The following is a 25,223-nucleotide window of genomic DNA, read 5'->3' as shown; positions in this document are numbered from 1 at the left end:
GGGCAAGCCCGCTCCCACATTGATCGTGTGATCGACATAGATCCAATGTGGGAGCGGGCTTGCTCGCGAAGGGCGCGCCGCGGTTTTACAGACGTACGCTCAAAGCGACTTCCACAACGAATCAAACTCCTCCGCTACCCCCACCACGCCGCTCCCCGCGGCGTTTTCGTTTCTGGTTTTCTCAAGCGAACGGTAGGCAAACTGATTGAAACTGTTGGTGCTCGCCAACCGATGCTCCAGCCCGGCCCGGCGTTCCTCGCCGTTGGTATTTATCAATACCTTATTGCCTTCCTGGAACGGCAGGCGCGGCGTGAGCAGGGTGGCCGGCAGGTCGATGGCACTGATGGCGGGCAGCAACAGCCCGCGCAAGTACTGACTATGCTCGTCGTGGGCACGCATCAGTTGCAGGCCGCAGGGTTCGGCGCAAGGTGCGACTTGCTCGATACCCATCTGCGTGCCGCCGCCCCGTACCTGGCGGATCCAGCGCACCACTGCAATGCTCCAGCCTTGACCGGCGGCATCCTCGATGCCGACCATTTCGCCAGCCTGTAGCTCGGCGGGCACCGCGCCGGGCCAAGCCAGGCAATAGCCGCCAGGACTGTGATTGATCACCGGCAGCGCATAGGTCGGGAAATGCTGCTGGCGGTCGGATGCCTCGTGGCTGTCATCGTTTTGAAGGTGCGGGTATTCGATCTCTTCGTAGGGCAGCAGCGTATCTGCGGTGCCATGAGGAGCGGCGTCGAAGGCGTGGCGCCATTGGTCTTTGGCGCGACCTGTTGGATCGGTCGCCGAGAACTGCGCGGGGCGGGCGCCGGGTTTTTTCAGGATGTCGTTGAACGAGCGTTGCCCGCCAAGATAAAAGTGCAAAGCGCTCATACCCACGCACAGGGTCAACGTGCCGTGGCCGACAGTGCGCTGGAAACTGCGCTCGGCGGCCTGGCCCCAGGCGGCATGCAGGTGTTGCAGCGTGTCCAGATTCAGCCCCGCCGGCACGGGCAACGGCGATACCTTGTCGGCCGACTGCTGCAGATGGTTTTCGATGGCCATGACCAAGGGTTGCGGGTCGATTACCAGCAAACCCCCCTGTTGTTCGGCGAGGAACTTGGAGCGGTAGCGCGGCCCGGAGTCGAGATCCGGGGCGATGGCAAACAGCCCGTTGTCCGGTTTGGCCGCTTGCAGCTTGATCCACTGGCTCCAGGGTTCGAGCACCTCGGCGAGCCGGGCGATCTGGTTCTGGCGCAGCTGATTGCAGCGTGAAGCACCCAGCAGAAGGGCGACGACGTAGGTTTGCTCGATGCTCAGCTTTTGCGTCTGGCTGGCCAGTTCATCACGCACACTCAGATTGTGCAGTTGGAACTGACAGCCAATCCGATACAGCTGATGCAGTTCCAGCCACAGGTTTTCGGGCACCGGGCAATAGAGTTCAGTGGCGCGGATCAATGCGCCGTTCAGGCAATGGATTGCCCGCTGCAAAGCCTGGGTCAGCAGCGGCGCGCGATCCTTGCTGAAGCGCGGCGTGACGCGAATGACAATTTGCTTGTAGCCGATCGCCAAGTGGCTCTGCAACGCCTGGCAAAGGTTGGCGATCTTGCGCGAGCGCTCGTCGAGCACAATCGCCTGATGCAGGAAATGCCGCTCCAGGTGCTTGCAGACGTAATACACCTCGGGCCGTAGCAGTTCGAGCAATTGCAGGCGATTGTCGCTGGGTGTGAGCAGTTGATTCAGTTCGCTCAAGCCTTGATACAACTGGCGAGCGGTTTCGCCGATGTTGGCTTTGGGCAGGTTGGCGATCCAGCGCTTGAGGTCGCGAGGCGTGGCTTCGCAGAAAGACAGACGCGACTGCGTCGGGATCGGTGCGCGTAGCAGCAGGACAGGATTGGTCTCATTCATGCCGTAGACAAACTCCGACCGGGAAATGGGCAGTGAATGACTTGACTGTAGCAGCTATGAGCGCGGAGGGGATGTCGCGATATTTACGTCACGCTTGCCCTTGTAGGAGCTGCCGAAGGCTGCGATCTTTTTTCAGAGACCGCCGTAGGTCAAGATCAAAAGATCGCAGCCTTCGGCAGCTCCTACAGGGGAATGCGCCGCCCGGAAGAAAAATCCGGTGCGGCGAATCGGAATCAGGCGCTTGGCAAGCCGATGCCCTGGCCCATCTGCACTGGCGAAAGAGCGCCCAGTCCTTCAGCCCATTTCACTTGATCCGGCCCGAATAGCACGACAGCTGTAGAGCCGAGTTTGAAGCGACCCAGTTCCGCGCCTTTTTCCAGATGGATCGGCGCACGAGCGGCTTCGTCGTAACGGAAGGTTTTCAGCTCGCGCTTGGGCGGCGTGATCAGCCCGGCCCAGACAGTTTCAATCGACGCCACAATCATCGCGCCTACCAGCACCACGGCCATTGGCCCGCGCTCGGTATCGAAAATACACGCCACACGCTCGTTGCGCGCGAACAGCTCCGGTACGTTTTCAGCAGTGGTCTGGTTGACCGAGAAGATGCGGCCGGGGATGTAAACCATCTCGCGCAGAGTGCCAGCCAGTGGCATATGCACGCGGTGGTAATCCTTGGGCGACAGGTAAATGGTGGCGAAATCACCGCCCATGAATGGCGCTGCGTTGGCCGCGTCACCACCGAGCAGTTCCAGCACGCTGAAGCTGTGACCCTTGGCCTGGAAAACACGACCGTGTTCGATCGGGCCGAGCTGGCTGACGGCACCGTCAGCCGGGCTGAGGATCGCGCCTGGGGTTGGGTCCAGCGGGCGAGCGCCGTCTTTCAAGGCACGAGTGAAGAACGCATTGAAATGCTCGTAAGCCGTCAGGTCTTCGACCAGTGCCTGGGACATGTCCACTTGATAACGCTTGGCGAACCAGGTGGTCAAGGCGTTCTTGAACCAGCGCACGCGGCATTCGGCAATGCAGCCGGCCAGTCGCGAGAGCAAGTGATGGGGCAGCAGGTATTGGCTGAGGATAAACAAACGCTTATTCATTGACTGTCCTTGAAAAACTTAAATCTCTACGGGCGTGTCGGGATGGTTGCCCCATTCGCCCCAAGAGCCGGCGTAACCTTTGACTCGCGGATAACCGAGCGACTTGGCTACTAGATACGTGAAGCCAGAACGATGATGAGTCTGGCAGTGGGTAATGACTTCTTTGTCTTTGGTGATACCGAGTTGTTCCAGGATTTTTGGCATGTCGGTGCGGATGCGCAGGTTGCGCGCCTGATCCATGCCCGCTGTCCACTCGAAATTGACCGCACCGGGAATATGCCCGCCCTTGGCCGCCAGCACTTTCTCGCCGGAGTATTCCAGCGGCCCGCGTGCGTCCCAGATCGCCAGGTCGGCGGCACCGAGACGGCTTTGCAGGTATTCGCGGGTGGCGGTGGGCTCGTCGTGCAGCGTCAGGGCGACTGGTCCACCGACCGTTGGCGGGATCTGGATCGACATGGGCATGCCTTCCGCCAGCCAGGCCTTCAGGCCACCATCGATATAGTGATACTTGCTGTGGCCGATGACATCCAGCAGCCAGATAAAGCGCCCGGCCCAACCGCCGCCTTCATCGTCATAGACGACATAGACCGCATCGGGGTTATGGCCCAGTTCACCGAACAATGCTTCAAGCGCGGCTTGGGTCGGCAGCAGGCCCGGCGCAGGCGCCTGACCCAGTTGAGTACGTTTTGGGTCGACAAAGCGTGCCCCGGGGATATGCCCGGCGGCATAGCGGGCGCTGCTGGTGAGGTCCACCAGAATCAGTTCGCGGGAGTCGAGACGCGGGAGCAGGTCGCTCGGCTCGATCACCAGCGCCAAGCCAGAGAAGTCAGACATGTGAGGTCTCCAGAGCACAAAGGGGAGGATTGTAGCGCAGCGTCATGAGGGCCTGTTATCAGTTATTTCTGCACGGGAAACAATGGATGACAGGCTATGGCAGTTAATGTCAGTCAAGAAAAGGGCGCGGCAAGGGCAGAACCTGTGGCGAGGGGGCTTGCCCCCGTTCGGCTGCGAAGCAGTCGCAAATCCGCTGCCTGCGGTGTGTCTGGCAGAACGAGGTTGCAGGTTTTGTGACTGCTTCGCAGTCCAGCGGGGGCAAGCCCCCTCGCCACAGGTTTTGGCCTTCACTAACTGACTGGCATCAAGCCCTAGCGATGGCTAAAACTGTGCAGGGCTTTTTCAATGCATTGCGCGGTTTTGCCGAACGCCTGCATGCTGATTTCCGAGAACGGCCCGCCGCCCTGATCCGCCACCACGATCATGATCACCCGACCATTGTTGACCAGAGAACGCAGTAGCAGGTGTTCACCGCTGAATAGCGAACGCAGGCTGGCCGGCAACAGGGCCGAGAATTGGGCATTGTTGGCCGGCGTCAGGCGCACCTGAGCCTGTTGTGCGAGCAGCCGCTGCAGCACAGCACTCTGGCTGACCGCCAGATTCAGGCCGGCCATTTCTTTGGGTAGCCCGGCAATCTGGTGCACACGCAAATTGGCGTGTGTGCGATCGGCCATCAGGATCATCACTCGCCGCATGCCACACGCCACCAGGGCTTCTCGGGCCGATGTGGTCAAGTGCATGGCATTGGTAAACCGGCTCGGCTCCAGCAGCAACTCGGCACATTGTTTACGCCACTTCGCCAAGTCTTCGGCGGTGGGTGCCGGAGCCGGTAGCAAACCAGCGTGAACGCGGTTCATGCCCTGCGGCCAGATCAGCGATTCGGCCGGGTGCCAGAGGTCCGGCATGGCATGTTGCCGGGCGCTGTTGGCGGCCTGTTGGTGCAACTGTTGCTGCACTTCATCCATCGGCATTTGCAGATAAAGGCTGGTCAGGTACTGCCAGCGTTCACAGTGAGGACTGTCCCAGGCCTGTTGTGCCGACAACGCCAGACCATTGGCCAACAGCACGGTGTTGGCGGGCTGATTAAGCCAGCGCCGCAATGTAGGGTCGTCATCGAGACGATTCTGTTGGCGTAGCGGGTGATCATCGTCCCGTGCAATGCGCAGGACTTTCACCAGTTCGCGTTGTTCATTGAGCAGCAGCCGATAACCCTGCTGAACCCAGATCGGCAAACGCCAGACATCCACCAGCGCCAGACAGATTTCCAGCAGACGCACGCCGAACAATTGCTTCTCGACGTTGCGCGCCGACTCGCCTTTATGAATGACCCGCAGTTCCCACTCTTCAAGCAATTGCGGATGGGTCAACGCCATGGGCCACAGTGGCGAAAGAAACAGCAGGCTGCCCCAGTGGATGTCCTGCCACAACCGCGCCAGGCGACTGGCAAAAAAACCATTGGCCTGTTGAGTGGCGTGCTGGCTGATCAACTGAAGCTGGCGCAGGGCAACAGGGATCTGCGATTGGGGTTCGGCGGGCAAGCGCTCGAGCAATTCTTCGGTGCGTTTCAAACCGAGCCGATTGATTGCCACTTCAAGATTTTCAGCAGGCGTGGCCATGCTGCCATGAGTGTGGCGATTGGCTTCGCGAATCACACTCAAGGCCAGGGCCGGGCTGTCCTGCATCATTTCGGCAATGTCGCGCAGCGAGCTGCGGCTATCGCGGATGGCTTTGCAGACGCGGTCGTGACTGGCTTGCGGAACCGGCAGGCGCACACCATCGAGCAGCTTGACCCAGCCTTCGAGCGTGGTCGGTTTTGGCGTTGGAACGTTCGTTTCGTTAGCCATGTCTGGACGCTGCTTTACCTATCCCTGCGTGGGCCAAATTGGCTTTTCGCCTTAACTGGCTATAGTCTGGCGCAGTTTTGCCGATAAGGAGAAGAAGAGATTTTTTAACTTCCGAATATGACCTTGAACCCGACTCAGTAAGTGCTCTCCTACCTATGGCTAAAATTATCGGCATCATCGTCGTATTCGCGAGCGTGCTCGGCGGATACGTGCTTTCCCACGGCAAGATTGCCGCCCTCATACAGCCTTTCGAGGTGATGATTATCGGTGGCGCGGCCCTTGGTGCATTCCTGCAAGCCAACCCCGGTCATATGACGATGCATGTGCTCAAGAAATCCTTGGGCATGTTCAGTTCGCGTTTCAACCACACCTTCTACCTGGAAGTGTTGGGGCTGATTTACGAGATCCTCAACAAGAGCCGTCGCGAAGGCATGATGGCAATCGAAGGCGACATCGAAGATGCCGCCGCGAGCCCGATCTTCGCCAAATACCCGTCAGTCTTGAAAGATGACCGCATGACGGCGTACATCTGCGATTACCTGCGCATCATGTCTTCCGGCAACATGGCTCCCCATGAGCTTGAAGGCTTGTTCGACATGGAACTGACCAGCCTCAAGGAAGACCTGGACCACCCCTCTCACGCAGTCAACGGCATCGCCGATGCCATGCCGGGTTTCGGTATCGTTGCGGCGGTATTGGGTATCGTGGTGACCATGGCTTCGCTGGGTGAAAGCGACCAGAAAATGATTGGCTTGCACGTAGGTGCGGCGCTGGTAGGTACCTTCTTCGGTATTCTCGCGGCCTATGGTTTCTTTGGCCCGCTGGCCCATGCGCTGGGCCACGATGCCAAGGAAGAACTGAACGTCTACGAAGCCATCAAGGCCTCGCTGGTGGCTTCGGCTTCCGGCATGCCGCCATCGCTGGCAGTGGAATTCGGTCGCAAGGTTCTGTACCCGGCGCACCGTCCTAGCTTCGCTGAGCTGGAACAAGCGGTTCGCGGTCGCTAAGTCATGGAAAATAACCAGCCGATCATCATCAAGCGCGTCAAAAAGTACGCGGGCGGGCATCACGGGGGCTCCTGGAAAATCGCCTTCGCGGACTTCGCGACGGCAATGATGGCGTTCTTCCTGGTGTTGTGGCTGTTGTCCACGGCAACGCCGGAACAGAAAATCGCCATTGCCGGTTACTTCAAGGACCCGGTCGGTTTCAGCGAAAGCGGCACACCGTACATCATCGATCTGGGCGGCTCGCCGACCCTGGCACCGGAGAACACGCTCAATCCCGAGGTGAAATCCCAGCCTCAGCCGGACAAGGTGACTATCGATTCCGAACAGGTCGAAGGCATGGCCGAGCAGGTTGAGAAAGAGCGCCTGGAGTTGCTGCTGCAAGAGTTGCAGAACAAGGTCGAAGAAAACCCGCAACTGCAGAAGTTCAAGGATCAGATCCTCTTCGAGATCACCCAGGACGGTTTGCGTATCCAGATCGTGGACGCCGAAAACCGCCCGATGTTCGACTCCGGCAGTGCGCGTCTGAAGCCGTATTTCGAAGACATTCTGCTGGCCATGGCCGACACCATCAAAGCGGTGCCGAACAAGATCAGCATCAGCGGCCACACCGATGCCAAGCCGTACTCGGGCACCGGTGACTTCGGCAACTGGGAACTCTCGGCCAACCGTGCGAACGCGGCTCGCCGTGCATTGATCGCCGGCAGCTATCCGGACGCTCAAGTAGCGCGAGTCGTGGGCTACGCCTCGTCGGCGCTATTCGACCGGGAAAACCCGTTCAACCCGGTCAACCGCCGCATCGATATCGTTGTGCTGACCAAAAAAGCCCAGCGTGCCATCGAAGGTTCACAAGGTGCCGAGCCTGCGCCAGTGCCGACGCAAGAGCAGGGCGGCCCGGGCGAAGTGCCCACGCCGCCAGCCGACCCGAATGCCTTGCCGGCGGATAAGGAACCGCTGCCGGCTCATGAGCTTCGCGAGCGGTTGAATCTGTTTGATGATCCGGTGCCGAAACCGGGTGAGCCAGCCAAGCAGTGACCACAAAAAGCCGACAGAGATGTCGGCTTTTTTGTCTCTGCTGTCTCGTCCTGAATAAGGTTTACATCTTCTGGCTTCTTATCAGGAAGTCGTTATGAACCATCAATCCCGGCCACAACTGCAATGGCGAAACCGCTGGAGTGGATGTCGCTAATCATTTTCGTGGCGTCACGAAAATGATCGAGATCGGCAAAGGCGATCAGCGATTGTCGATCTGGAACGCTGAGCTTGCGTCAAACCCTCAAGGTTACAAAAGAGTGGATGGTGACCGCTTGATCAAGACCATTCAAGAAGCTTTCAGCCTCAAATAATTCATTTTTTTCGCACGCTATCACTAGCGCTGATAGCGTGCATAAATCCTGTTATTTGGCGCTAGGCGGTTATTGCTCAACAGCATCATATGCAGTGCGTCAGCAGCTCAGCGCATGCAAGACATCGCAGTCGCCGCTTTTTTGCGCCTGTCAGAAACCACGTCGGATGCGGCTCTTGAGTTGGTCATGAAACAGCTCGGCATTGCTTCTATAGGTGCGGTAAAGGGATTCATTGATCGAACCCAGCGTCATTGAACGTTTGGTCGCCACTTCTTCACGATAGGCATCAATGAAAAACTCCAGATCCTTGTCGGTGCTGAGCTTTGGCCATTTATCGAGATATAGCGGCAGTTCCGCCGGTCCGGTCTTGAAGGAGCAGATCCGCCGGTTGCTGATGGTCGCTTCGCCGATTTCGAACGGTACCCACCAGGAGTGTGCGGTCCTCTCAGAAACGACTGCCAGCAAGTGTGTGCATTCTGTGATGTTGCGGGTGATCACTCCAGTGATGTCGTCGGTTGTCTGGGACTCCGGATCCAGCACATCCAGGTAAGTTTTGATGTTTGCCTGCTTCAGACGGGAGTTGATTGCGATGGCGTGGGGGCGATCGCTATGGCGGTAGCTGATAAACACTGGCATCAGAAATGTCCCTTGATCGCGAGTTCACGGTAATAGGCGCCGAGGGCGGTGAGGCGGCAGCCCGTGGAGTTGAGGGCCGCGTAGTACATGTGTTCGGCGTCCACCGGTTCGATCAGGCTGTGGCGATTGCACTTTTGCAGTTGGGCGAAGACTTCGCCGTGCTCCGGGTCGAACATGGCTTCGGTAGGTTCATAGCTGGGGTCGAGGGCGAACATTGATTCCGCCTCTTCGAACCAGTCGGGCAGTTTGCGCAGAATCTCTTTGGGGATCAGCGGCGAGACTTCTCGCAATGAAATGAACTGCGACACATTGGTCTTGAACACCGGGCGCTGTTCCCACGCGTCGAGAGCGTTGTCGACAAACGAATAGAGGCTGCCTGGAGTTATCTTTCCCAATATGTTCGCGGCGCCGCCGTGCAGTGCTTGCAGCAACAGCCCTGTGAAGACGCCGTGATTGGCGCCTTCCATGGCCGGCTCTGCTTTTTTGCACGCAGTCAGAATGGTCATGCCTTCGCACACCATGCTGCTTTCGCTGCGTAGCGCCCGCACTTCGCCCGCCGAGCCCGCCTGGCAGCAGTCGAGAATAATCACTTTGTTTTTGATTTTTACGGCTTTGGTCGCCCAGTTCAGGATGTCGCTGATGCGAATTCCATCCTTGGCGGATTTGTAGTCCTGGGGGATCAACATGCCTTCGTCTGTATCGACGTCGAAGTTGCCGTGACCGGCGAAGTACAGCAGTGCAACGCTGCAATCGCCTGAAAACAATTCCTGGATATGTCCTTCGAGCTTTTCGCGGCTCAGATAATCTTCGGCGGAGGTCAGGACCAGGTTCTTGAAATTCGGATCGCCATTGGCGTCGGTTTTCAGCACCGAAGCCATGGCCATCGCGTCATTGTTGCAGCCACTTAATTGTGAAACATGGCTGTAGTTATTAATGCCGATGAACAATCCCTTGCGCATGGTTCAGCCCGCCGCGTGAGTGCGAATGGCATCGATGATGCTGTTGGTGTTCCACGCACACTCCGCATGCGCCGCCCGGCGTACCACCGTGGAAATCCGTTCGGCGCCAAACGGCTTGACCGCGATAATCACCTTGTTCATGCGCTTGGCGATCTCGATTTCCTTGTTGATCCACTTGCTGTAGGTCGAATACATCCCTGCCATGATCAGCACTGCCGAGCAGAGCCGAATCTTGTTTTCGATGGCTTCTTCAAGTTGTTTGTCGGTTTTCGCGCCGATGATCGGGTTGTCCGGTGGCACCGAAAAATTCTTGAACGTGAAGCCGGGTTTTGCATTGAGCAAGCGGACCAGATTGTCGTGGGCGTCTGAGTGGTTCCACGAGTGACTGATGAACAAATGATAGGTTTGCATGGCTGTCCCCTCGGTATCGCCAGAAATGCGATGAGGGTTCGAATGTATGCACTTGAGTGGCCGCAACAAGGCCTTGGCGGTTAAAGAGAAGCGTCCTTCAGGCTGGCGCGAAGAAACCTTACAGAGAGGTCTGACGTTTAACTGAGGGAGTTTTTGTAGGACGCCACGAACGACCTACCGCCCCGTAATAGTCAGGGGCGGTTGGCACGTCTGTTTAATAGCTGCTTTCAGGCAAACTGGCGATGATCGAGCGGTAGCTGTTCATCCGCTGCTGCTGCACGCGGCCTTCTTCAAGAGCCTTGAGCAAGGCGCAACCCGGCTCGCGGTCGTGCTTGCAGTCGCGGAAGCGGCAGGTGCCGATCAGTTCGTTGAACTCGATGAAGCCGGCTTCGACGTCGGCACGGCTGACGTGACCCAGGCCGAATTCGCGGATACCCGGGGAGTCGATCAGCTCACCGCCACCGGGGAAGTGGAACAACCGCGCGGTGGTGGTGGTGTGGGTGCCTTGGCCCGACAGCTCGGACAGCGGGCCGACGCGGGTATCGACTTCCGGCAGCAGGCTGTTGACCAGCGACGACTTGCCGACGCCGGATTGGCCGACGAACACGCTGATGTGCCCGTCCAGCTGCTTCTGCAGCTGCTCCATGCCATTGCCGTGGTGGGCCGACACTTCGAGCACCGGGTAACCCAGCGTGCGGTAAACCGCCAGCAAGGCATTCAGCGCCGGGGCGTTCTGCTCGTCGATCAAGTCGAATTTGTTCAGCAGCAGTAACGGCCGAATACCGGCGTGTTCCGCAGCGACCAGATAACGGTCGATCAGGTTGGCGTGAGGCTCGGGCAGCGGCGCGAAGACGATCACGATCAGGTCGACGTTGGCCGCTACCGGCTTGAGCTGGCCGCGGCTGTCGGGACGGCAGAGTTCGGTTTTACGTGGCAGTTGCGCCACGATCACGCCGATGCCCTGGTTGCCGGCACGCCACACCACCTGATCGCCGGTCACCAGCGCTGGCAGGTTGGCGCGCAAATGGCAGCGGAACACCTGGCCAGCCAATTCGCCATCGAGGGCCTCGACTTCGACCTGTACACCGAAGTGCGCGATCACCAGGCCCGTCTGTTCCGGGCCCAGGTCGCCGCCTTCGAGTGCCTCGACAGCCGAGGACTCGCGTTTGGCGGCGCGGGCAGCGCGCTCGCCCTGAATCTTTTCGATGCGCCAGTTTTGACGACGATTGAGTTGGCGTTTGGCCATGGGTGTTCCGTATCGAGAATGCAGCGATTAGGTAAAACGGCCGCGAGTTTAGCACGCCCGGTGGCCTCCCTAGGCTAAACTGCGCATCTACGCCGAGGAGCCGACTCATGCAAAACCCGCTGAACCTGATCTGGATCGACCTGGAAATGACCGGTCTGAACCCTGATACCGACGTCATCATCGAGATGGCCACTATCGTTACCGACAGTGATTTGAACACCCTGGCCGAAGGTCCGGTGATCGCCATTCATCACAGCGACGAGATCCTCGCCGGTATGGACGAGTGGAATACCCGTCAGCACGGCGGCTCTGGGCTGACCCAGCGTGTTCGCGACAGCCGCATCAGCATGGCCGAAGCCGAAGCCGAGACCATCGCCTTCCTGGAAAAATGGGTGCCAAAGGGCAAGTCGCCGATCTGTGGCAACAGCATCTGCCAGGACCGTCGCTTCCTTTATACCCATATGAAATCGCTGGAAAGCTACTTCCACTACCGCAACCTCGACGTGTCGACCCTTAAAGAGCTGGCCGCGCGCTGGGCGCCAGACGTACGCGACAGCTTCAAAAAGGGCAGCACTCACCTGGCGCTGGATGACATCCGCGAATCGATCGCCGAGCTGCAGCACTACCGCAAGAACTTCATCAAGTTCTGATTGCGCGCCACGGTCCTCCCTCTGTAGGAGCTGCCTTCGGCAGCTCCTACAGGAAGTTGTGTAGCTGCCCTCTTTTGGTGCTTCGGTGAAGTGAGTAGACTGCGCGCCTTTCTGCCAGGACCGCCACCATGTTGCTGATGCTCTATCTGATCGCCATCACTGCCGAAGCCATGACGGGTGCCCTGTCGGCGGGACGCCGCGGCATGGACTGGTTTGGTGTGGTGCTGATCGCGTGCGTCACGGCGCTGGGCGGTGGTTCGGTGCGTGACGTGCTGCTCGGCCACTACCCGCTGACCTGGGTCAAGCACCCGGAGTACCTGGTGCTAACCTCCGTCGCGGCAATGTTGACGATCTTCATCGCCCGCTGGATGCGCCACCTGCGTTCGCTGTTTCTGGTGCTCGACGCGGTGGGTCTGGTGGCGTTTACCCTGATCGGTTGCATGACAGCCCTGGAAATGGGCCACGGCATGCTGGTGGCCTCGGTCAGCGGTGTGATCACCGGCGTATTTGGCGGCATCCTGCGGGATATTTTCTGCAACGACATCCCACTGATCTTCCGCCGCGAACTCTACGCCAGCGTCTCGTTTGCCGCGGCATGGTGCTACCTGCTTTGTATCTACCTGCAATTACCTGGTGAACAGGCGATTCTGATCACCCTGTTCGGCGGCTTCCTGCTGCGCTTGCTGGCGATCCGTTTCCATTGGGAAATGCCCAAGTTCGTTTATAACGACGAGGCTTGATTTCAGCGGAATGTATGATCGGATAAATGCGTGCTTCGAAATATCCTGTCGAGGAAGTCATTTAGGTCACTCAGTGGAAATAGGGTAAAAAGTTCATAAATAGGGCAGTTTGTTATTGAATTACCCTATTTTGTTCTGGGTTACCCTATTTGGCAGGAAAAACAGCTATGCGGTCACTTACTCCTGAATTTCTCTCAACACTTCGCTATAACGGATCGCAGGTCGCGACGTTGCGGGCTCTCGGTGAGTACCGTGGCAAGCAACAATTGTTCGTTTCCCAGTCCCCAGAAATTCTCCAGGACCTGAAGCAGCTTGCAGTCATCGAGTCCGCAGAGTCATCGAACCGATTGGAGGGAGTGGTTGTTTCACCAAGTCGGTTGAAGTCGTTGATTATCAAAAATGCAGACCCGAAAAGTCGCTCTGAGCAAGAAGTTGCGGGTTACCGCGATGCGCTTTCTCTTATCCATGAGGCGGCAGAGGGGATGCCATTCTCCGAGGGCGTCATTCGGCAGTTGCATGGCATGCTTTATCGCTATCTGCCACAGGATGGCGGGGAGTGGAAAGCAACGAACAATGACATCATCGAGCGCCATCCGGACGGCAGTTCGCGTGTTCGCTTTCAGCCGGTAGCTGCACATCTGACACCCATTGCAATGGTCGATATGGTCATGCAGTACCGCAGAGCACTGGATCAGAATCTGGCAGACCCGCTCGTATTGGTCCCGCTGAGTGTTCTCGACTTTCTCTGCATACACCCTTTCTCGGATGGCAACGGGCGTGTAGCTCGACTGCTTACTTTGTTGTTGCTTTACCAGTTTGATTATCGCGTAGGCCGTTTTATCAGTCTTGAACGGATCTTCGAGGACTCAAAGGAAAGCTATTACGAAACACTTGAGGTCAGCTCTCAAGGTTGGCATGAAGGCAGGCACGATGTTCAGCCATGGCTCAACTATTTCTGGGGCGCGCTACTTCGCGCTTACAAGGAGTTTGAGGAGCGTGTCGGTAAGATCGAAAAGCGTCATGGAGGCAAAAGCGATCGAGTTCGAGTTGAGGCATTGAAGCGCACCCTACCGTTTTCGATTACTGAGCTTGAAGAGGCTTGCCCTGGCGTGAGTCGAGACACTGTGCGTATGGTTTTGCGTTCATTGAAAGCTGAAGGGTTAATTGAGTCGACTGGGAAGGGGCGCAGTGCCAAGTGGATAAACTTGCATCGCTAAGGGCTCGTCCCATCGTTGCCAGCGCGCCGCTCATGTTGTTTCAACGCCCACTCCACATGCTCTCGCACTAACTCCGACGGGTAATCCTTGCGAGCCTTCAACGCTTCCAGCACCGGAATGCTCGACGGCGCGTTCCCCAGGCCAACCGCCAGGTTTCGCAGCCAGCGCTCATAACCCGCGCGCCTGAGCGGTGAACCCTCGGTGCTGCTGAGGAACTTCTCTTCGTCCCACATGAACAGTTCGGCCAGTTCGGCGTTGTCCAGATTGTGCCGGGGTTTGAAATCGCTTTCGCCGGAAGGTCGGGCGAAGCGGTTCCACGGGCAGACGATTTGACAGTCATCGCAACCGAACACCCGATTGCCGATCAGCGGCCGCAAATCTTCAGGGATCGCACTTTTCAGTTCGATGGTCAGGTACGAAATGCAGCGTCGGGCGTCCAGTACATACGGACCGACGAAGGCGTTGGTCGGGCAGATGTCCAGACAGGCGGAGCAGCGGCCGCAGTGCTCGGTGGCGTGGGGCGGGTCGACCGGCAGCGGCAGGTCGACGAACAGTTCGCTGAGGAAGAAGTAGCTGCCGGCCTTGCGATTCAAGACCAGCGTGTTTTTGCCGATCCAGCCCAGGCCGGCCTGTTCGGCGATGGCTTTTTCCAGCACCGGGGCGCTGTCGACAAAGGCGCGGTAGCCAAACGGGCCGATCACCGCCTGAATTTTTTCCGCCAGTTGCTGCACGCGTTTACGGATCAATTTGTGGTAATCGCGACCCAATGCATAACGCGAGACGTAGGCTTTTTCCGGTTGGGCCAGGCGTTTGGCCATTTCGGTGTCGCCCGGCAGGTAGTCCATGCGCAGGGAAACGACTCGCAAGGTGCCCGGCACCAGTTCTTCCGGGTGCGAACGTTTGCTGCCATGGGCGCCCATATATTCCATTTCGCCGTGGTAGCCGGCTTCGAGCCAGCGCTCCAGGTACTGCTCATGCTCGGCCAGGTCCAGGCCGCTGATGCCGACTTGCTGAAAGCCCAGCTCGCGGCCCCAATCCTTGATGGATTGGGCGAGGGCGGACAGGTCTGTAGTAATAGCGGGCATGAGGCGAGAGAAACCGGAGCTGAGGTGCGTATAATTCTGCCAGACATCGGAGCCTGAAGACGCATGCCGCACACTAAAGATGAATTACCCGACGCGCTGTATAGCGCCGCGCAAGTCCGAGGGCTCGATGCGAGCCTGATTGCGGCCGGTACACCGGGCTTCGAATTGATGCAGCGTGCGGCGCGGGCGACCTGGCGTGCGCTGGTCCGTCATTGGCCCACGGCCCACGAATTGAGCGTGGTGGCCGGCCACGGCAATAATGCGGGCGACGGTTACCTGGTGGCCGTGTTGGCCCGACGTGCCGGTTGGCACGTGCGGGTGCTGGCCGCCGGGGATCCCGGGCGTTTGCAGGGCGATGCCGCTGCGGCCCATGCCGAGGCAGTAGCCGAAGGCGTCGCGATTCAAGACTGGAATGCGCATTCAGAATTGCGTGGCATTGTGCTGGATGCCTTGCTCGGCACCGGCCTGACCGGTGAAGTGCGCGAGCCATACGCCAGTGTCATTGCCGCGATCAATGCCAGTGGGCTACCGGTTGCAGCGGTGGATATCCCCTCGGGGTTGTGCGCCGATACGGGGCGCCAGCTCGGCATGGCGGTTCGAGCGGACCTCACGGTGACATTCATCGGCTTGAAGCTGGGCCTGTTCACCGGTGACGCTGCGGATGTGGTTGGCGATTTGGTCTTCAATGATCTGCAAGTTGCCCCCGAGACGTTTATCGGGGCCACGATCAACGCTCGTCGCCTGACGGCCGATAATGTGCCGCGCCTGGCCCATCGTGCTCCAACATCCCATAAAGGCAAATTTGGCCACGTATTGCTGATCGGCGGTGATCGCGGTTTTGGCGGCGCCATCCTGCTCAGCGCTCAAAGCACCCTGCGCAGCGGCGCCGGCATGGTGTCGGTGGCCACTCGCAGTGAGCATGTTCCCGCTGCATTGGCGCGGTTGCCGGAAGCGATGGTGCTTGGCGTTTCGTCGGCCAATCAATTGATGGGGCTGCTTGAGAAGGTCACGGTGCTGGTCGTCGGCCCAGGGCTGGGGCAGGCGGCCTGGGGGCGCAGTCTGTTGTCGGCCGCGTCCAATGCGCCGCTGCCGCAAGTCTGGGACGCCGATGCGTTGAACCTGCTGGCCGAAGGTGGCGTGAATTTGCCCGCCCATTGTGTTATCACGCCGCACCCTGGCGAGGCGGCGCGATTGTTGGGGCTGTCGACGGCCGAAGTTCAAGCCGATCGTCCGGCCGCAGCCCATGCATTGAGCAAAAAATATACAGCTGTCGTGGTGCTCAAAGGCGCCGGCAGCCTGATCGCCAGCCCCGACGGGCGTCTGGCGCTGTGTCATCAGGGCCATCCGGCCATGGCATCTGCCGGTTTGGGCGATGTGCTGGCCGGTCTGGTCGGCGCCTTGCTCGCTCAAGGCATGGACGCGTACGACGCGGCATGCCTGGCGGTCTGGTTGCACGCCAATGCCGGTGAGCAACAAGGTAAATTCGGCCGCGGGCTGGCGGCCAGTGATCTGATTCCAGCCATTCGTCAGTTGTTGGAGGAGCAAGCACCGTGTCTGAAGTAACCCTGTACCTGGCTGATGAAGAGGCGATGACCGCATTTGGTGCGCGCATCGCACAAACCACTGGAGGGCACGGTCTGATTTTTCTCGAAGGGGATTTGGGGGCGGGGAAAACCACGTTGTCCCGGGGCATTATCCGTGGCCTGGGACATACAGGCGCGGTAAAAAGTCCGACGTTCACCTTGGTCGAGCCCTACGAGATCGGCGACATCCGCGCTTTCCATTTCGACCTGTATCGACTGGTCGATCCGGAGGAGCTGGAGTTCCTTGGTATCCGCGATTACTTCGAAGACGATGCGCTGTGCCTGATCGAATGGCCCCAGAAGGGTGCAGGCTTTTTGCCAAAGCCCGACCTGACCATTACCATTAGCCCGCAAGACAGCGGGCGTTCGCTGAAAATTTCGCCACAGGGCTCGCGTGGCGAGTTGTGGTGTGCCGCTTTGGCATTGGAATCCAAATAAATGATGGGGTTAGGTATGCGCTTTCGCGCGTTGGTTGCTGCCGTAGGATTGTTGTTTCTGGCGGTGACCGTCGACGCTGTGGCCGAGACGAAGGTCAACAGTGTTCGCTTGTGGCGGGCGCCGGACAACACGCGACTGGTGTTTGACCTGACAGGGCCTGTCCAGCACAGCGTCTTTACCCTGACCGCACCGGATCGTCTGGTGATCGACATCAATGGCGCATCCCTGGGGGCGCCGCTGAACGTCAACACCTCGAACACTCCGATCACCGCAATGCGCTCGGCTCAACGAACGCCGACCGACCTGCGGGTGGTCATCGACCTGAAAAAAACTGTCACACCAAAAAGCTTCACCTTGGCGCCGAATGCCCAATACGGCAATCGCCTGGTCGTCGATCTGTTCGACAATGCGGCCGATGCCGCGCCACCGCCTGCGCCAACCCCGTCTGTGGCGACGTTGCCCGCGGTCCCTGTCGCACCCTCAGAACCTTCGATCAAATTGCCACCTGCCCCCGCCGGCAAGCGCGACATCATTGTGGTGATCGATGCCGGCCACGGTGGCGAAGACCCCGGCGCCTCGGGCTCTCGCGGTCAGCGTGAAAAAGACGTGGTGCTGGCCATCGCCCGTGAACTGCAGCGTCAGGTCAATGGCATGAAAGGCTTCCGCGCCGAACTGACGCGTACAGGTGATTACTTCATTCCGTTGCGTGGTCGTACCGAAATTGCCCGCAAGAAGGGCGCCGATCTATTCGTTTCCATCCACGCTGACGCCGCACCTTCGGCTGCTGCGTTCGGTGCCTCGGTGTTCGCCTTGTCTGACCGTGGCGCGACGTCGGAGACCGCCCGTTGGCTGGCCGACAGCGAAAACCGTTCCGACTTGATCGGCGGTGCCGGCAACGTCAGCCTCGATGACAAGGACCGCATGCTGGCCGGCGTGCTGCTCGATTTGTCGATGACCGCTTCCCTGACGTCCAGCCTCAACGTTGGCCAGAAAGTCTTGAGCAACATCGGTCGCGTCACGCCGCTGCACAAACAGCGCGTGGAGCAAGCCGGGTTCATGGTGCTGAAGTCGCCGGACATCCCGTCGATCCTGGTGGAAACCGGGTTCATCTCCAATGCCAACGAAGCGTCCAAGCTTACTGCCGCGAACCATCAGCAAGCGCTGGCGCGTTCTATCAGCAGCGGCGTGCGGCAGTTCTTCCAGCAGAATCCACCGCCGGGCACCTACATTGCCTGGCTGCGCGATTCCGGCAAAATCGCCCAGGGCCCCCGTGATCATCGCGTCAATCCCGGCGAAACCCTGGCGATGATTGCCGTGCGCTATCAAGTGTCTCCGGCCACTTTGCGCAGTGCCAACAATCTCAGGAGCGATGAGCTGAAGATTGGTCAGACATTGACCATTCCCGGCACTGAACTGGCGGCCAAAGAATGAACCAGGTGCTGACCAACACTGCGCGCATCGAGCTGCTCAGCCCGCGGCTGGCGAACCAGATTGCCGCCGGTGAAGTGGTTGAACGCCCGGCCTCGGTGATCAAGGAGTTGCTGGAGAACAGCCTCGACTCCGGTGCCAAACGCATTGATGTCGACGTGGAGCAGGGCGGCGTCAAGCTGCTGCGGGTGCGCGACGATGGCAGCGGCATTTCTGCCGATGACCTGCCCCTGGCCCTGGCCCGTCACGCCACCAGCAAGATTCGTAACCTGGAAGACCTTGAGCAGGTGATGAGCCTGGGGTTTCGTGGTGAGGCGCTGGCGTCTATCAGCTCCGTGGCGCGTCTGACCCTGACGTCCCGCACTCGCGATGCCGATCAGGCCTGGCAGGTGGAAACCGAAGGTCGGGACATGGCACCGCGGGTGCAACCGGCGGCCCATCCGGTGGGGACTTCGGTGGAAGTGCGCGATTTGTTCTTCAATACGCCAGCGCGCCGCAAGTTTCTCAAGACCGAAAAAACCGAATTCGATCACCTGCAAGAAGTGATCAAGCGTCTGGCGCTGGCGCGGTTCGACGTGGCGTTCCACCTGCGCCACAACGGCAAAACCATCCTCAGCCTGCACGAAGCCCACGATGACGCGGCCCGCGCCCGGCGTGTGGCGGCAATTTGCGGGGCGGGTTTTCTGGAGCAGGCGCTGCCGATCGAAATCGAGCGAAATGGCCTGCATTTGTGGGGTTGGGTCGGGTTGCCGACCTTCAACCGCAGTCAGGCGGACTTGCAGTACTTCTTTGTGAATGGCCGCGCGGTGCGCGACAAGCTGGTGGCCCACGCGGTGCGCCAGGCTTATCGCGACGTGCTGTTCAACGGTCGGCACCCGACGTTCGTGCTGTTTTTCGAAGTCGATCCGGCGGGCGTCGACGTCAACGTGCACCCGACCAAGCACGAAGTGCGCTTCCGTGACGGGCGCATGGTTCACGATTTCCTCTATGGCACTTTGCACCGCGCTCTCGGCGATGTGCGCCCGGAAGATCATCTGGCTGCGCCTGTTGCGACGGCCATTGTCCGGCCCACCGGGCTCGACGCCGGTGAGTTCGGTCCGCAGGGCGAAATGCGTCTGGCGGCCAATGCGCTGCTGGAACAACCGCAGCCCCAACCGTCATTCAACACGCCGGCTGGCTCCGGCGCTGGCGCCGGTTATCAATATCAGTACTCGCCGCGGCCTCAGTCCGGCGTGCCCGTCGCCGAAGCTCAAGCGGCCTACCGTGAGTTCTTCGCGCCGTTGCCCGAAGCCAACGCGGTCGCGCTGCCGGCCGGGCAGGACGACATTCCGCCACTGGGCTATGCGTTGGCGCAACTCAAGGGCATCTATATTCTTTCGGAAAACGCCCAGGGCCTGGTGCTGGTGGACATGCACGCCGCCCATGAGCGGATCATGTACGAACGCCTGAAAATCGCCATGGCCAGCGAAGGTCTGAGTGGTCAGCCGCTGTTGGTGCCGGAGTCCCTTGCGGTCAGCCAGCGCGAAGCCGATTGCGCTGAGGAACACGTCGCCTGGTTCCAGCGACTGGGCTTTGAATTGCAGCGTTTGGGCCCGGAAACCCTGGCCATCCGGCAAATTCCCGCGTTGCTGAAACAGGCTGAAGCCAATCGGCTGGTCAGCGACGTTCTGGCGGATTTGATGGAATACGGCACCAGCGACCGGATTCAGGCCCACCTGAACGAACTGCTCGGCACCATGGCCTGCCATGGCGCGGTTCGCGCGAATCGGCGTCTGGCCCTGCCGGAAATGAATGGTCTGCTGCGGGACATGGAAAACACCGAACGCAGCGGTCAATGCAACCATGGCCGACCAACCTGGACCCAATTGGGCCTGGACGATCTGGACAAACTGTTTTTGCGCGGTCGTTGATGAGCCAATTTCCTCCTGCGATTTTCCTGATGGGGCCGACGGCTGCGGGCAAGACCGACCTGGCCATCGAGCTCACCAAGGTCCTGCCCTGCGAGCTGGTCAGCGTCGATTCAGCGCTGGTTTACCGTGGCATGGACATTGGCACCGCCAAACCGTCGAAAGAGTTATTGGCCGAATTTCCCCATCGGTTGATCGATATTCTGGACCCGGCCGACAGTTATTCGGCTGCCGATTTTCGCCACGATGCGCTCGAGGCCATGGCCGAGATCACCGCGCGGGGCAAAATTCCGCTGCTGGTAGGCGGCACAATGCTCTACTACAAGGCTTTGCTCGAAGGTCTGGCCGACATGCCGGCGGCCGATCCTCAGGTGCGCGCGCAAATCGAAGAAGAGGCTGCACGCCTTGGCTGGCAAGCCCTGCACGATCAATTGGCGGTGATCGATCCGCAATCCGCGGCGCGAATTCATCCGAACGATCCGCAGCGCCTCAGTCGCGCACTGGAAGTTTATCGCATCAGTGGTCAGAGCATGACTGAGCTACGCTTGCGACAATCTGCGCAAAGTACTGAAGCAGCCGCTTCGGGACTGCAACAATTGCCCTATACTGTCGCGAACTTGGCTATCGCCCCGGCAAATCGCCAGGTACTGCACGAGCGCATTAAACAAAGATTCACAAATATGTTGGAACAGGGATTCATCGACGAGGTCGTAGCCCTGCGAGATAGAGGTGACCTGCATTCGGGAATGCCGTCTATACGTGCTGTAGGTTATCGACAAGTCTGGGATTACCTGGATGGCAAGCTGACGCAAGCCGAGATGCAGGAGCGTGGAATCATTGCCACGCGCCAATTGGCAAAGCGCCAGTTCACCTGGCTACGCAGTTGGGCTGATCTACACTGGCTGGACAGCCTCGATTGCGACAATCTGCCGCGCGCCTTGAAATACCTTGGGACCATCTCCATATTGAGCTGAGTCCTTGCAATTGCCGTCTATCCTTGGGGGTGTGACGGCCCCAAGCCATCTGTTTACCTATTTTTTATATTGAATCCTTAAAGGAGTGCGGCACATGTCAAAAGGGCATTCGCTACAAGACCCTTACTTGAATACTTTACGTAAAGAGAAAGTGGGGGTTTCCATCTACCTGGTCAACGGGATCAAACTGCAAGGCACGATCGAGTCTTTCGACCAGTTCGTTATCCTGCTGAAAAACACCGTTAGCCAAATGGTTTACAAACACGCTATCTCTACAGTGGTGCCGGTTCGTCCAATTCGTCTGCCTAGCGCAACCGAATCCGAAGCAGGTGACGCTGAGCCAGGTAACGCCTGATAGGAGTCTCCTTTGTTCTTTGAGCGCCACGGTGGTGGTGAACGGGCAATTCTCGTTCACTTGGATGGTCAGGACCCTGAGGCGCGCGAAGATCCGCAGGAGTTTCAGGAGTTGGCAATTTCGGCAGGCGCCGAGACCGTCGCGTTTTTTAACGTGCCGCGTCATCGGCCAACCGCCAAAACCCTGATCAGCAGCGGCAAGGTCGAAGAGTTACGCGACCTGGTCAGCGCCGAACAGGTCGATCTGGTGATTTTCAATCACATCCTCACGCCCAGTCAGGAACGTAACCTCGAACGTATTTTCGAGTGCCGCGTGATTGACCGCACGGGTTTGATTCTCGATATCTTCGCCCAACGCGCCCGCACCCATGAAGGCAAGCTCCAGGTTGAACTGGCCCAGCTTGAACACATGAGTACGCGGCTGGTTCGTGGCTGGACTCACCTTGAGCGGCAGAAGGGCGGTATCGGTCTGCGCGGCCCGGGTGAAACCCAGCTGGAAACCGACCGGCGCCTGTTGCGGGTTCGCCTGCGGCAGATCAAGGGGCGCCTGGAAAAGGTCCGCAGCCAGCGCGAGCAATCGCGTCGCGGGCGCAAACGGGCTGACATCCCGACGGTTTCACTGGTGGGTTACACCAATGCCGGCAAATCGACGCTGTTCAACTCGGTCACCGATTCCGACGTCTTCGCCGCCGACCAGTTATTCGCGACCCTCGACCCGACCTTACGCCGGCTCGAACTCGATGACCTCGGGCCGATCGTGCTGGCCGACACCGTAGGCTTCATTCGCCACCTGCCGCACAAACTGGTCGAGGCATTTCGGGCTACGCTCGAAGAATCGAGCAACTCCGACCTGCTCCTGCATGTGATCGATGCACATGAGCCTGAGCGTATGGCCCAGATCGAACAGGTCATGGTGGTGCTAGGGGAGATTGGGGCACAAGACTTGCCGATCCTTGAGGTATACAACAAACTCGATTTGCTCGAGGGTGTTGAGCCGCAGATCCAGCGCGATGCCGATGGCAAACCTCAGCGGGTCTGGTTGTCGGCCAAGGACGGTACCGGTCTTGACCTGCTCAAGCAGGCCGTGGCCGAACTGTTAGGCAGTGATTTGTTTGTTGGCACCTTGCGTTTGCCGCAACGTTTCGCTCGACTGCGTGCGCAGTTTTTCGAACTCGGTGCGGTGCAAAAAGAAGAACACGACGAAGAAGGCATCAGCTTGCTGGCCGTTCGCTTGCCACGGATCGAACTGAATCGACTCGTGAGCCGCGAAGGTCTGCAGCCGATGGAATTCATCGAGCAACACACTTTGCAATAAAAGCCTGAGAAAGCGGTTGTGCCGCGGTGACAGGCATTCTGTAGCATTGGTCGGCGCGCCGTGGGTGCGTCTTTGCTTTATCAGATGGAGAGCGCTATGGCTTGGAATGAGCCGGGTGGCAACTCGAATAATCAGGATCCTTGGGGTGGCAAGCGCCGCAATAACGGCGACCGCAAGGGACCACCGGATCTCGACGAGGCCTTCCGAAAGCTGCAGGAAAGCCTGAACGGGTTGTTCGGTGGTGGTAGAAAACGCGGTGACGAGGGCGGTCGCCCGGGCAAGAGTGGCGGCTTCGGCGGCCTGCTCGGCATCGGCCTGCTCGTGCTGGCGGCTGTGTGGCTGTACAGCGCTGTCTACGTGGTCGACGAGCAGGAGCAAGCCGTAGTGCTGCGCTTCGGCAAATACTATGAAACCGTCGGCCCGGGCCTGAACATCTATTTCCCGCCGATCGATCGCAAGTACATGGAAAACGTCACGCGTGAGCGTGCCTATACCAAGCAGGGTCAAATGCTGACTGAAGACGAAAACATCGTCGAAGTGCCGCTGACCGTGCAGTACAAGATCAGCAACCTGCAAGACTTCGTGTTGAACGTCGATCAGCCGGAAATCAGCCTGCAGCATGCGACCGACAGTGCCTTGCGTCACGTGGTGGGTTCTACTGCCATGGATCAGGTACTGACCGAAGGTCGTGAGTTGATGGCCAGCGAAATCAAGGAGCGTCTGCAACGTTTCCTCGATACCTATCGCACCGGTATCACCGTTACCCAGGTCAACGTACAGAGCGCAGCTGCACCGCGTGAAGTCCAGGAAGCCTTCGATGACGTGATCCGCGCCCGTGAAGACGAGCAGCGTTCGCGAAACCAGGCTGAAACCTACGCCAACGGCGTCGTGCCGGAAGCCCGTGGTCAGGCCCAGCGCATCCTCGAGGATGCCAACGGTTACCGCGACGAGACCGTCTCCCGCGCCAAGGGTGAGGCCGATCGCTTCACCAAGCTGGTGGCCGAGTATCGCAAGGCCCCTGAAGTCACCCGCCAGCGTCTGTATCTGGACACCATGCAGGAAATCTTCAGCAACACCAGCAAGGTTCTCGTGACCGGCAACAAGGATGGCCAGAACAATCTGCTGTACTTGCCGCTGGACAAGATGATCGACAGTGGTCGCAGCCCCGGCGCTCCGGTGACCGGTGCGGCAGCCAGCAGCAATGAAGTGAATGCGCGTGCGGCAGCAGATCTGCAGCAACAGCAAGCACGTACCAGGGAGAGTCGCTGATGAGCAATAAATCGCTGATCGCCCTTATTATCGGCGTCGTCGTGGCGATCGTTGCCTGGAACTGCTTCTACATCGTGGCTCAGACCGAGCGCGCGGTGATGCTGCAGTTCGGTCGCGTGGTCCAGGCCGATGTTCAGCCGGGCCTGCATGTGAAAGTGCCTTACGTGAACAAGGTGCGCAAATTCGACGCGCGCCTGATGACACTGGATGCACCGACACAACGCTTCCTGACGCTGGAAAAGAAAGCCGTAATGGTCGATGCCTACGCCAAGTGGCGCGTGAAAGATGCCGAGCGCTTCTACACCGCGACTTCCGGCCTCAAGCAGATTGCCGACGAGCGTCTTTCCCGTCGTCTGGAATCGGGCCTGCGTGACCAGTTCGGTAAGCGCACCCTGCACGAAGTCGTGTCCGGTGAGCGTGATGCGCTGATGGCTGACATCACCAATTCGCTGAACAAGATGGCGGAAAAAGAGCTGGGCATCGAAGTTGTCGATGTCCGGGTCAAAACCATCGACCTGCCGAAGGAAGTGAACCGCAGCGTGTTCGAACGTATGAGCACCGAGCGTGAGCGTGAGGCTCGCGAGCACCGCGCCAAGGGTAACGAGCTGGCTGAAGGCATCCGTGCCGACGCCGACCGTCAACGCCGTGTGCTGCTGGCTGAAGCCTATCGTGAATCTGAAGAGGTTCGCGGTGATGGTGATGCCCAGGCTGCTGCGATCTACTCCAGGGCCTACGGTCAGGATCAGGAGTTCTACGCGTTCTACCGTAGCCTGCGTGCCTACCGTGAGAGCTTCGCGAACAAATCCGACGTCATGGTCCTGGACCCGGGCAGCGACTTCTTCCGATACCTGGAAAAAGCCAAGCCTTGATACGGCGTTGACCTGAATCATCCCCCGCCTGGCGGCTAAAACCTCGGGCGGGGTGATCCTTTGGGAAAACGTGTGTATGATGCGGCAGCCGGGAAATTCCCGGCTTTTTTGCGTCTGCACGTTTGATTGC

General features: G+C 59.1%; 24 protein-coding genes. 15 read left to right on the top strand and 9 right to left on the bottom strand.

What is annotated here, in order from left to right:
- Nucleotides 1–99: 99 nt before the first annotated feature.
- From ABH909_RS00955 to ABH909_RS00940, 4 genes are all read right to left on the bottom strand, one after another.
- Nucleotides 100–1,890, bottom strand: a complete 1,791-nt coding sequence (locus ABH909_RS00955; RefSeq protein ID WP_429429794.1) for a molecular chaperone — start codon at nucleotides 1,888–1,890, stop codon at nucleotides 100–102.
- Nucleotides 1,891–2,123: 233 nt separating this feature from the next.
- On the bottom strand, nucleotides 2,124–2,984 hold the full coding sequence (asd, locus tag ABH909_RS00950; protein WP_429429792.1) for an archaetidylserine decarboxylase: 861 nt from the start codon (nucleotides 2,982–2,984) through the stop codon (nucleotides 2,124–2,126).
- A gap of 18 nt (nucleotides 2,985–3,002) precedes the next feature.
- Nucleotides 3,003–3,818 (bottom strand): rhodanese-like domain-containing protein, encoded by an 816-nt coding sequence (locus ABH909_RS00945; protein WP_429429790.1) that lies wholly within the window; start codon nucleotides 3,816–3,818, stop codon nucleotides 3,003–3,005.
- A gap of 311 nt (nucleotides 3,819–4,129) precedes the next feature.
- Nucleotides 4,130–5,662: an HDOD domain-containing protein gene (locus tag ABH909_RS00940; RefSeq protein WP_429429788.1), complete on the bottom strand. Its 1,533-nt coding sequence runs from the start codon at nucleotides 5,660–5,662 to the stop codon at nucleotides 4,130–4,132.
- Between the two features lie 155 nt (nucleotides 5,663–5,817).
- Between ABH909_RS00940 and motA the strand changes: the two genes are divergently transcribed.
- The 3 genes from motA (at nucleotide 5,818) to ABH909_RS00925 (ending at nucleotide 8,012) form a co-directional block, all read left to right on the top strand.
- Nucleotides 5,818–6,669, top strand: coding sequence for a flagellar motor stator protein MotA (gene motA, locus ABH909_RS00935; protein WP_429429786.1), 852 nt, complete (start codon nucleotides 5,818–5,820; stop codon nucleotides 6,667–6,669).
- Between the two features lie 3 nt (nucleotides 6,670–6,672).
- Complete coding sequence (motB, locus tag ABH909_RS00930; RefSeq protein WP_429429784.1) at nucleotides 6,673–7,701, top strand: flagellar motor protein MotB; 1,029 nt, start codon at nucleotides 6,673–6,675, stop codon at nucleotides 7,699–7,701.
- A gap of 176 nt (nucleotides 7,702–7,877) precedes the next feature.
- Nucleotides 7,878–8,012, top strand: coding sequence for a hypothetical protein (locus ABH909_RS00925; protein ID WP_429429782.1), 135 nt, complete (start codon nucleotides 7,878–7,880; stop codon nucleotides 8,010–8,012).
- A gap of 150 nt (nucleotides 8,013–8,162) precedes the next feature.
- Here the strand turns inward: ABH909_RS00925 and ABH909_RS00920 are convergent, their stop codons facing one another.
- The 4 genes from ABH909_RS00920 to rsgA all read right to left on the bottom strand — a co-directional run bounded on the left by ABH909_RS00920 (nucleotide 8,163) and on the right by rsgA (nucleotide 11,264).
- The gene (locus ABH909_RS00920) at nucleotides 8,163–8,648 is read right to left on the bottom strand and encodes a toll/interleukin-1 receptor domain-containing protein (protein ID WP_429429780.1); all 486 of its coding nucleotides are present in this window, start codon (nucleotides 8,646–8,648) and stop codon (nucleotides 8,163–8,165) included.
- Nucleotides 8,648–9,607, bottom strand: a complete 960-nt coding sequence (locus ABH909_RS00915) for a caspase family protein (RefSeq protein WP_429429778.1) — start codon at nucleotides 9,605–9,607, stop codon at nucleotides 8,648–8,650. The genes ABH909_RS00920 and ABH909_RS00915 overlap by 1 nt, the downstream gene beginning before the upstream one ends.
- 3 nt (nucleotides 9,608–9,610) lie before the next feature.
- Nucleotides 9,611–10,018: a TIR domain-containing protein gene (locus ABH909_RS00910; protein ID WP_429429776.1), complete on the bottom strand. Its 408-nt coding sequence runs from the start codon at nucleotides 10,016–10,018 to the stop codon at nucleotides 9,611–9,613.
- 214 nt (nucleotides 10,019–10,232) lie between these two features.
- Nucleotides 10,233–11,264, bottom strand: coding sequence for a small ribosomal subunit biogenesis GTPase RsgA (rsgA, locus tag ABH909_RS00905; RefSeq protein ID WP_429429774.1), 1,032 nt, complete (start codon nucleotides 11,262–11,264; stop codon nucleotides 10,233–10,235).
- A 107-nt stretch (nucleotides 11,265–11,371) separates the two neighbouring features.
- Between rsgA and orn the strand changes: the two genes are divergently transcribed.
- The 3 genes from orn (at nucleotide 11,372) to ABH909_RS00890 (ending at nucleotide 13,871) form a co-directional block, all read left to right on the top strand.
- Entirely contained in the window at nucleotides 11,372–11,914 is a 543-nt protein-coding gene (gene orn, locus ABH909_RS00900) for an oligoribonuclease (protein WP_315866585.1), read from the top strand.
- A gap of 128 nt (nucleotides 11,915–12,042) precedes the next feature.
- The gene (locus ABH909_RS00895; RefSeq protein WP_030128339.1) at nucleotides 12,043–12,654 is read left to right on the top strand and encodes a trimeric intracellular cation channel family protein; all 612 of its coding nucleotides are present in this window, start codon (nucleotides 12,043–12,045) and stop codon (nucleotides 12,652–12,654) included.
- A 167-nt stretch (nucleotides 12,655–12,821) separates the two neighbouring features.
- Nucleotides 12,822–13,871: a Fic family protein gene (locus ABH909_RS00890; protein ID WP_429429772.1), complete on the top strand. Its 1,050-nt coding sequence runs from the start codon at nucleotides 12,822–12,824 to the stop codon at nucleotides 13,869–13,871.
- On the opposite strand, the gene queG is transcribed toward ABH909_RS00890, so the two are convergent.
- Complete coding sequence (gene queG / locus ABH909_RS00885) at nucleotides 13,868–14,956, bottom strand: tRNA epoxyqueuosine(34) reductase QueG (RefSeq protein WP_429429770.1); 1,089 nt, start codon at nucleotides 14,954–14,956, stop codon at nucleotides 13,868–13,870. The two genes, ABH909_RS00890 and queG, sit on opposite strands and share 4 nt — an antisense overlap.
- A gap of 63 nt (nucleotides 14,957–15,019) precedes the next feature.
- Between queG and ABH909_RS00880 the strand changes: the two genes are divergently transcribed.
- The 9 genes from ABH909_RS00880 to hflC all read left to right on the top strand — a co-directional run bounded on the left by ABH909_RS00880 (nucleotide 15,020) and on the right by hflC (nucleotide 25,093).
- Complete coding sequence (locus ABH909_RS00880; protein ID WP_429429768.1) at nucleotides 15,020–16,519, top strand: NAD(P)H-hydrate dehydratase; 1,500 nt, start codon at nucleotides 15,020–15,022, stop codon at nucleotides 16,517–16,519.
- Entirely contained in the window at nucleotides 16,507–16,977 is a 471-nt protein-coding gene (gene tsaE, locus ABH909_RS00875) for a tRNA (adenosine(37)-N6)-threonylcarbamoyltransferase complex ATPase subunit type 1 TsaE (RefSeq protein ID WP_429429766.1), read from the top strand. Before ABH909_RS00880 ends, tsaE begins: the two co-directional genes overlap by 13 nt.
- Entirely contained in the window at nucleotides 16,978–18,408 is a 1,431-nt protein-coding gene (locus ABH909_RS00870) for an N-acetylmuramoyl-L-alanine amidase (protein WP_429429764.1), read from the top strand.
- Nucleotides 18,405–20,315, top strand: a complete 1,911-nt coding sequence (mutL, locus tag ABH909_RS00865) for a DNA mismatch repair endonuclease MutL (RefSeq protein WP_429429762.1) — start codon at nucleotides 18,405–18,407, stop codon at nucleotides 20,313–20,315. The genes ABH909_RS00870 and mutL overlap by 4 nt, the downstream gene beginning before the upstream one ends.
- Complete coding sequence (miaA, locus tag ABH909_RS00860) at nucleotides 20,315–21,286, top strand: tRNA (adenosine(37)-N6)-dimethylallyltransferase MiaA (RefSeq protein ID WP_429429760.1); 972 nt, start codon at nucleotides 20,315–20,317, stop codon at nucleotides 21,284–21,286. The genes mutL and miaA overlap by 1 nt, the downstream gene beginning before the upstream one ends.
- A gap of 94 nt (nucleotides 21,287–21,380) precedes the next feature.
- Nucleotides 21,381–21,641 carry an RNA chaperone Hfq gene (hfq, locus tag ABH909_RS00855; RefSeq protein ID WP_007902656.1) on the top strand — a complete coding sequence of 87 codons (261 nt, stop codon included), beginning with the start codon at nucleotides 21,381–21,383 and terminating at the stop codon, nucleotides 21,639–21,641.
- Between the two features lie 12 nt (nucleotides 21,642–21,653).
- Complete coding sequence (gene hflX / locus ABH909_RS00850) at nucleotides 21,654–22,955, top strand: ribosome rescue GTPase HflX (protein WP_008009827.1); 1,302 nt, start codon at nucleotides 21,654–21,656, stop codon at nucleotides 22,953–22,955.
- A gap of 96 nt (nucleotides 22,956–23,051) precedes the next feature.
- Nucleotides 23,052–24,224, top strand: a complete 1,173-nt coding sequence (hflK, locus tag ABH909_RS00845) for an FtsH protease activity modulator HflK (RefSeq protein WP_429429759.1) — start codon at nucleotides 23,052–23,054, stop codon at nucleotides 24,222–24,224.
- On the top strand, nucleotides 24,224–25,093 hold the full coding sequence (gene hflC / locus ABH909_RS00840) for a protease modulator HflC (protein ID WP_429429757.1): 870 nt from the start codon (nucleotides 24,224–24,226) through the stop codon (nucleotides 25,091–25,093). Before hflK ends, hflC begins: the two co-directional genes overlap by 1 nt.
- The last annotated feature ends 130 nt before the right edge of the window (nucleotides 25,094–25,223 follow it).

This window comes from Pseudomonas sp. BS3782 TE3695, assembly GCF_050435305.1.
GTDB lineage: Bacteria > Pseudomonadota > Gammaproteobacteria > Pseudomonadales > Pseudomonadaceae > Aquipseudomonas.
This window is presented reverse-complemented; position numbering and strand designations above follow the sequence as displayed.

What these genes read in the sequence shown, in the direction of transcription:
- ABH909_RS00955 (WP_429429794.1), bottom strand. Translation starts at nt 1,890, where the DNA reads ATGAATGAGACCAATCCTGTCCTGCTGCTACGCGCACCGATCCCGACG.
- asd (WP_429429792.1), bottom strand. Translation starts at nt 2,984, where the DNA reads ATGAATAAGCGTTTGTTTATCCTCAGCCAATACCTGCTGCCCCATCAC.
- ABH909_RS00945 (WP_429429790.1), bottom strand. Translation starts at nt 3,818, where the DNA reads ATGTCTGACTTCTCTGGCTTGGCGCTGGTGATCGAGCCGAGCGACCTG.
- ABH909_RS00940 (WP_429429788.1), bottom strand. Translation starts at nt 5,662, where the DNA reads ATGGCTAACGAAACGAACGTTCCAACGCCAAAACCGACCACGCTCGAA.
- motA (WP_429429786.1), top strand. Translation starts at nt 5,818, where the DNA reads ATGGCTAAAATTATCGGCATCATCGTCGTATTCGCGAGCGTGCTCGGC.
- motB (WP_429429784.1), top strand. Translation starts at nt 6,673, where the DNA reads ATGGAAAATAACCAGCCGATCATCATCAAGCGCGTCAAAAAGTACGCG.
- ABH909_RS00925 (WP_429429782.1), top strand. Translation starts at nt 7,878, where the DNA reads ATGATCGAGATCGGCAAAGGCGATCAGCGATTGTCGATCTGGAACGCT.
- ABH909_RS00920 (WP_429429780.1), bottom strand. Translation starts at nt 8,648, where the DNA reads ATGCCAGTGTTTATCAGCTACCGCCATAGCGATCGCCCCCACGCCATC.
- ABH909_RS00915 (WP_429429778.1), bottom strand. Translation starts at nt 9,607, where the DNA reads ATGCGCAAGGGATTGTTCATCGGCATTAATAACTACAGCCATGTTTCA.
- ABH909_RS00910 (WP_429429776.1), bottom strand. Translation starts at nt 10,018, where the DNA reads ATGCAAACCTATCATTTGTTCATCAGTCACTCGTGGAACCACTCAGAC.
- rsgA (WP_429429774.1), bottom strand. Translation starts at nt 11,264, where the DNA reads ATGGCCAAACGCCAACTCAATCGTCGTCAAAACTGGCGCATCGAAAAG.
- orn (WP_315866585.1), top strand. Translation starts at nt 11,372, where the DNA reads ATGCAAAACCCGCTGAACCTGATCTGGATCGACCTGGAAATGACCGGT.
- ABH909_RS00895 (WP_030128339.1), top strand. Translation starts at nt 12,043, where the DNA reads ATGTTGCTGATGCTCTATCTGATCGCCATCACTGCCGAAGCCATGACG.
- ABH909_RS00890 (WP_429429772.1), top strand. Translation starts at nt 12,822, where the DNA reads ATGCGGTCACTTACTCCTGAATTTCTCTCAACACTTCGCTATAACGGA.
- queG (WP_429429770.1), bottom strand. Translation starts at nt 14,956, where the DNA reads ATGCCCGCTATTACTACAGACCTGTCCGCCCTCGCCCAATCCATCAAG.
- ABH909_RS00880 (WP_429429768.1), top strand. Translation starts at nt 15,020, where the DNA reads ATGCCGCACACTAAAGATGAATTACCCGACGCGCTGTATAGCGCCGCG.
- ABH909_RS00870 (WP_429429764.1), top strand. Translation starts at nt 16,978, where the DNA reads ATGATGGGGTTAGGTATGCGCTTTCGCGCGTTGGTTGCTGCCGTAGGA.
- mutL (WP_429429762.1), top strand. Translation starts at nt 18,405, where the DNA reads ATGAACCAGGTGCTGACCAACACTGCGCGCATCGAGCTGCTCAGCCCG.
- miaA (WP_429429760.1), top strand. Translation starts at nt 20,315, where the DNA reads ATGAGCCAATTTCCTCCTGCGATTTTCCTGATGGGGCCGACGGCTGCG.
- hfq (WP_007902656.1), top strand. Translation starts at nt 21,381, where the DNA reads ATGTCAAAAGGGCATTCGCTACAAGACCCTTACTTGAATACTTTACGT.
- hflK (WP_429429759.1), top strand. Translation starts at nt 23,052, where the DNA reads ATGGCTTGGAATGAGCCGGGTGGCAACTCGAATAATCAGGATCCTTGG.
- hflC (WP_429429757.1), top strand. Translation starts at nt 24,224, where the DNA reads ATGAGCAATAAATCGCTGATCGCCCTTATTATCGGCGTCGTCGTGGCG.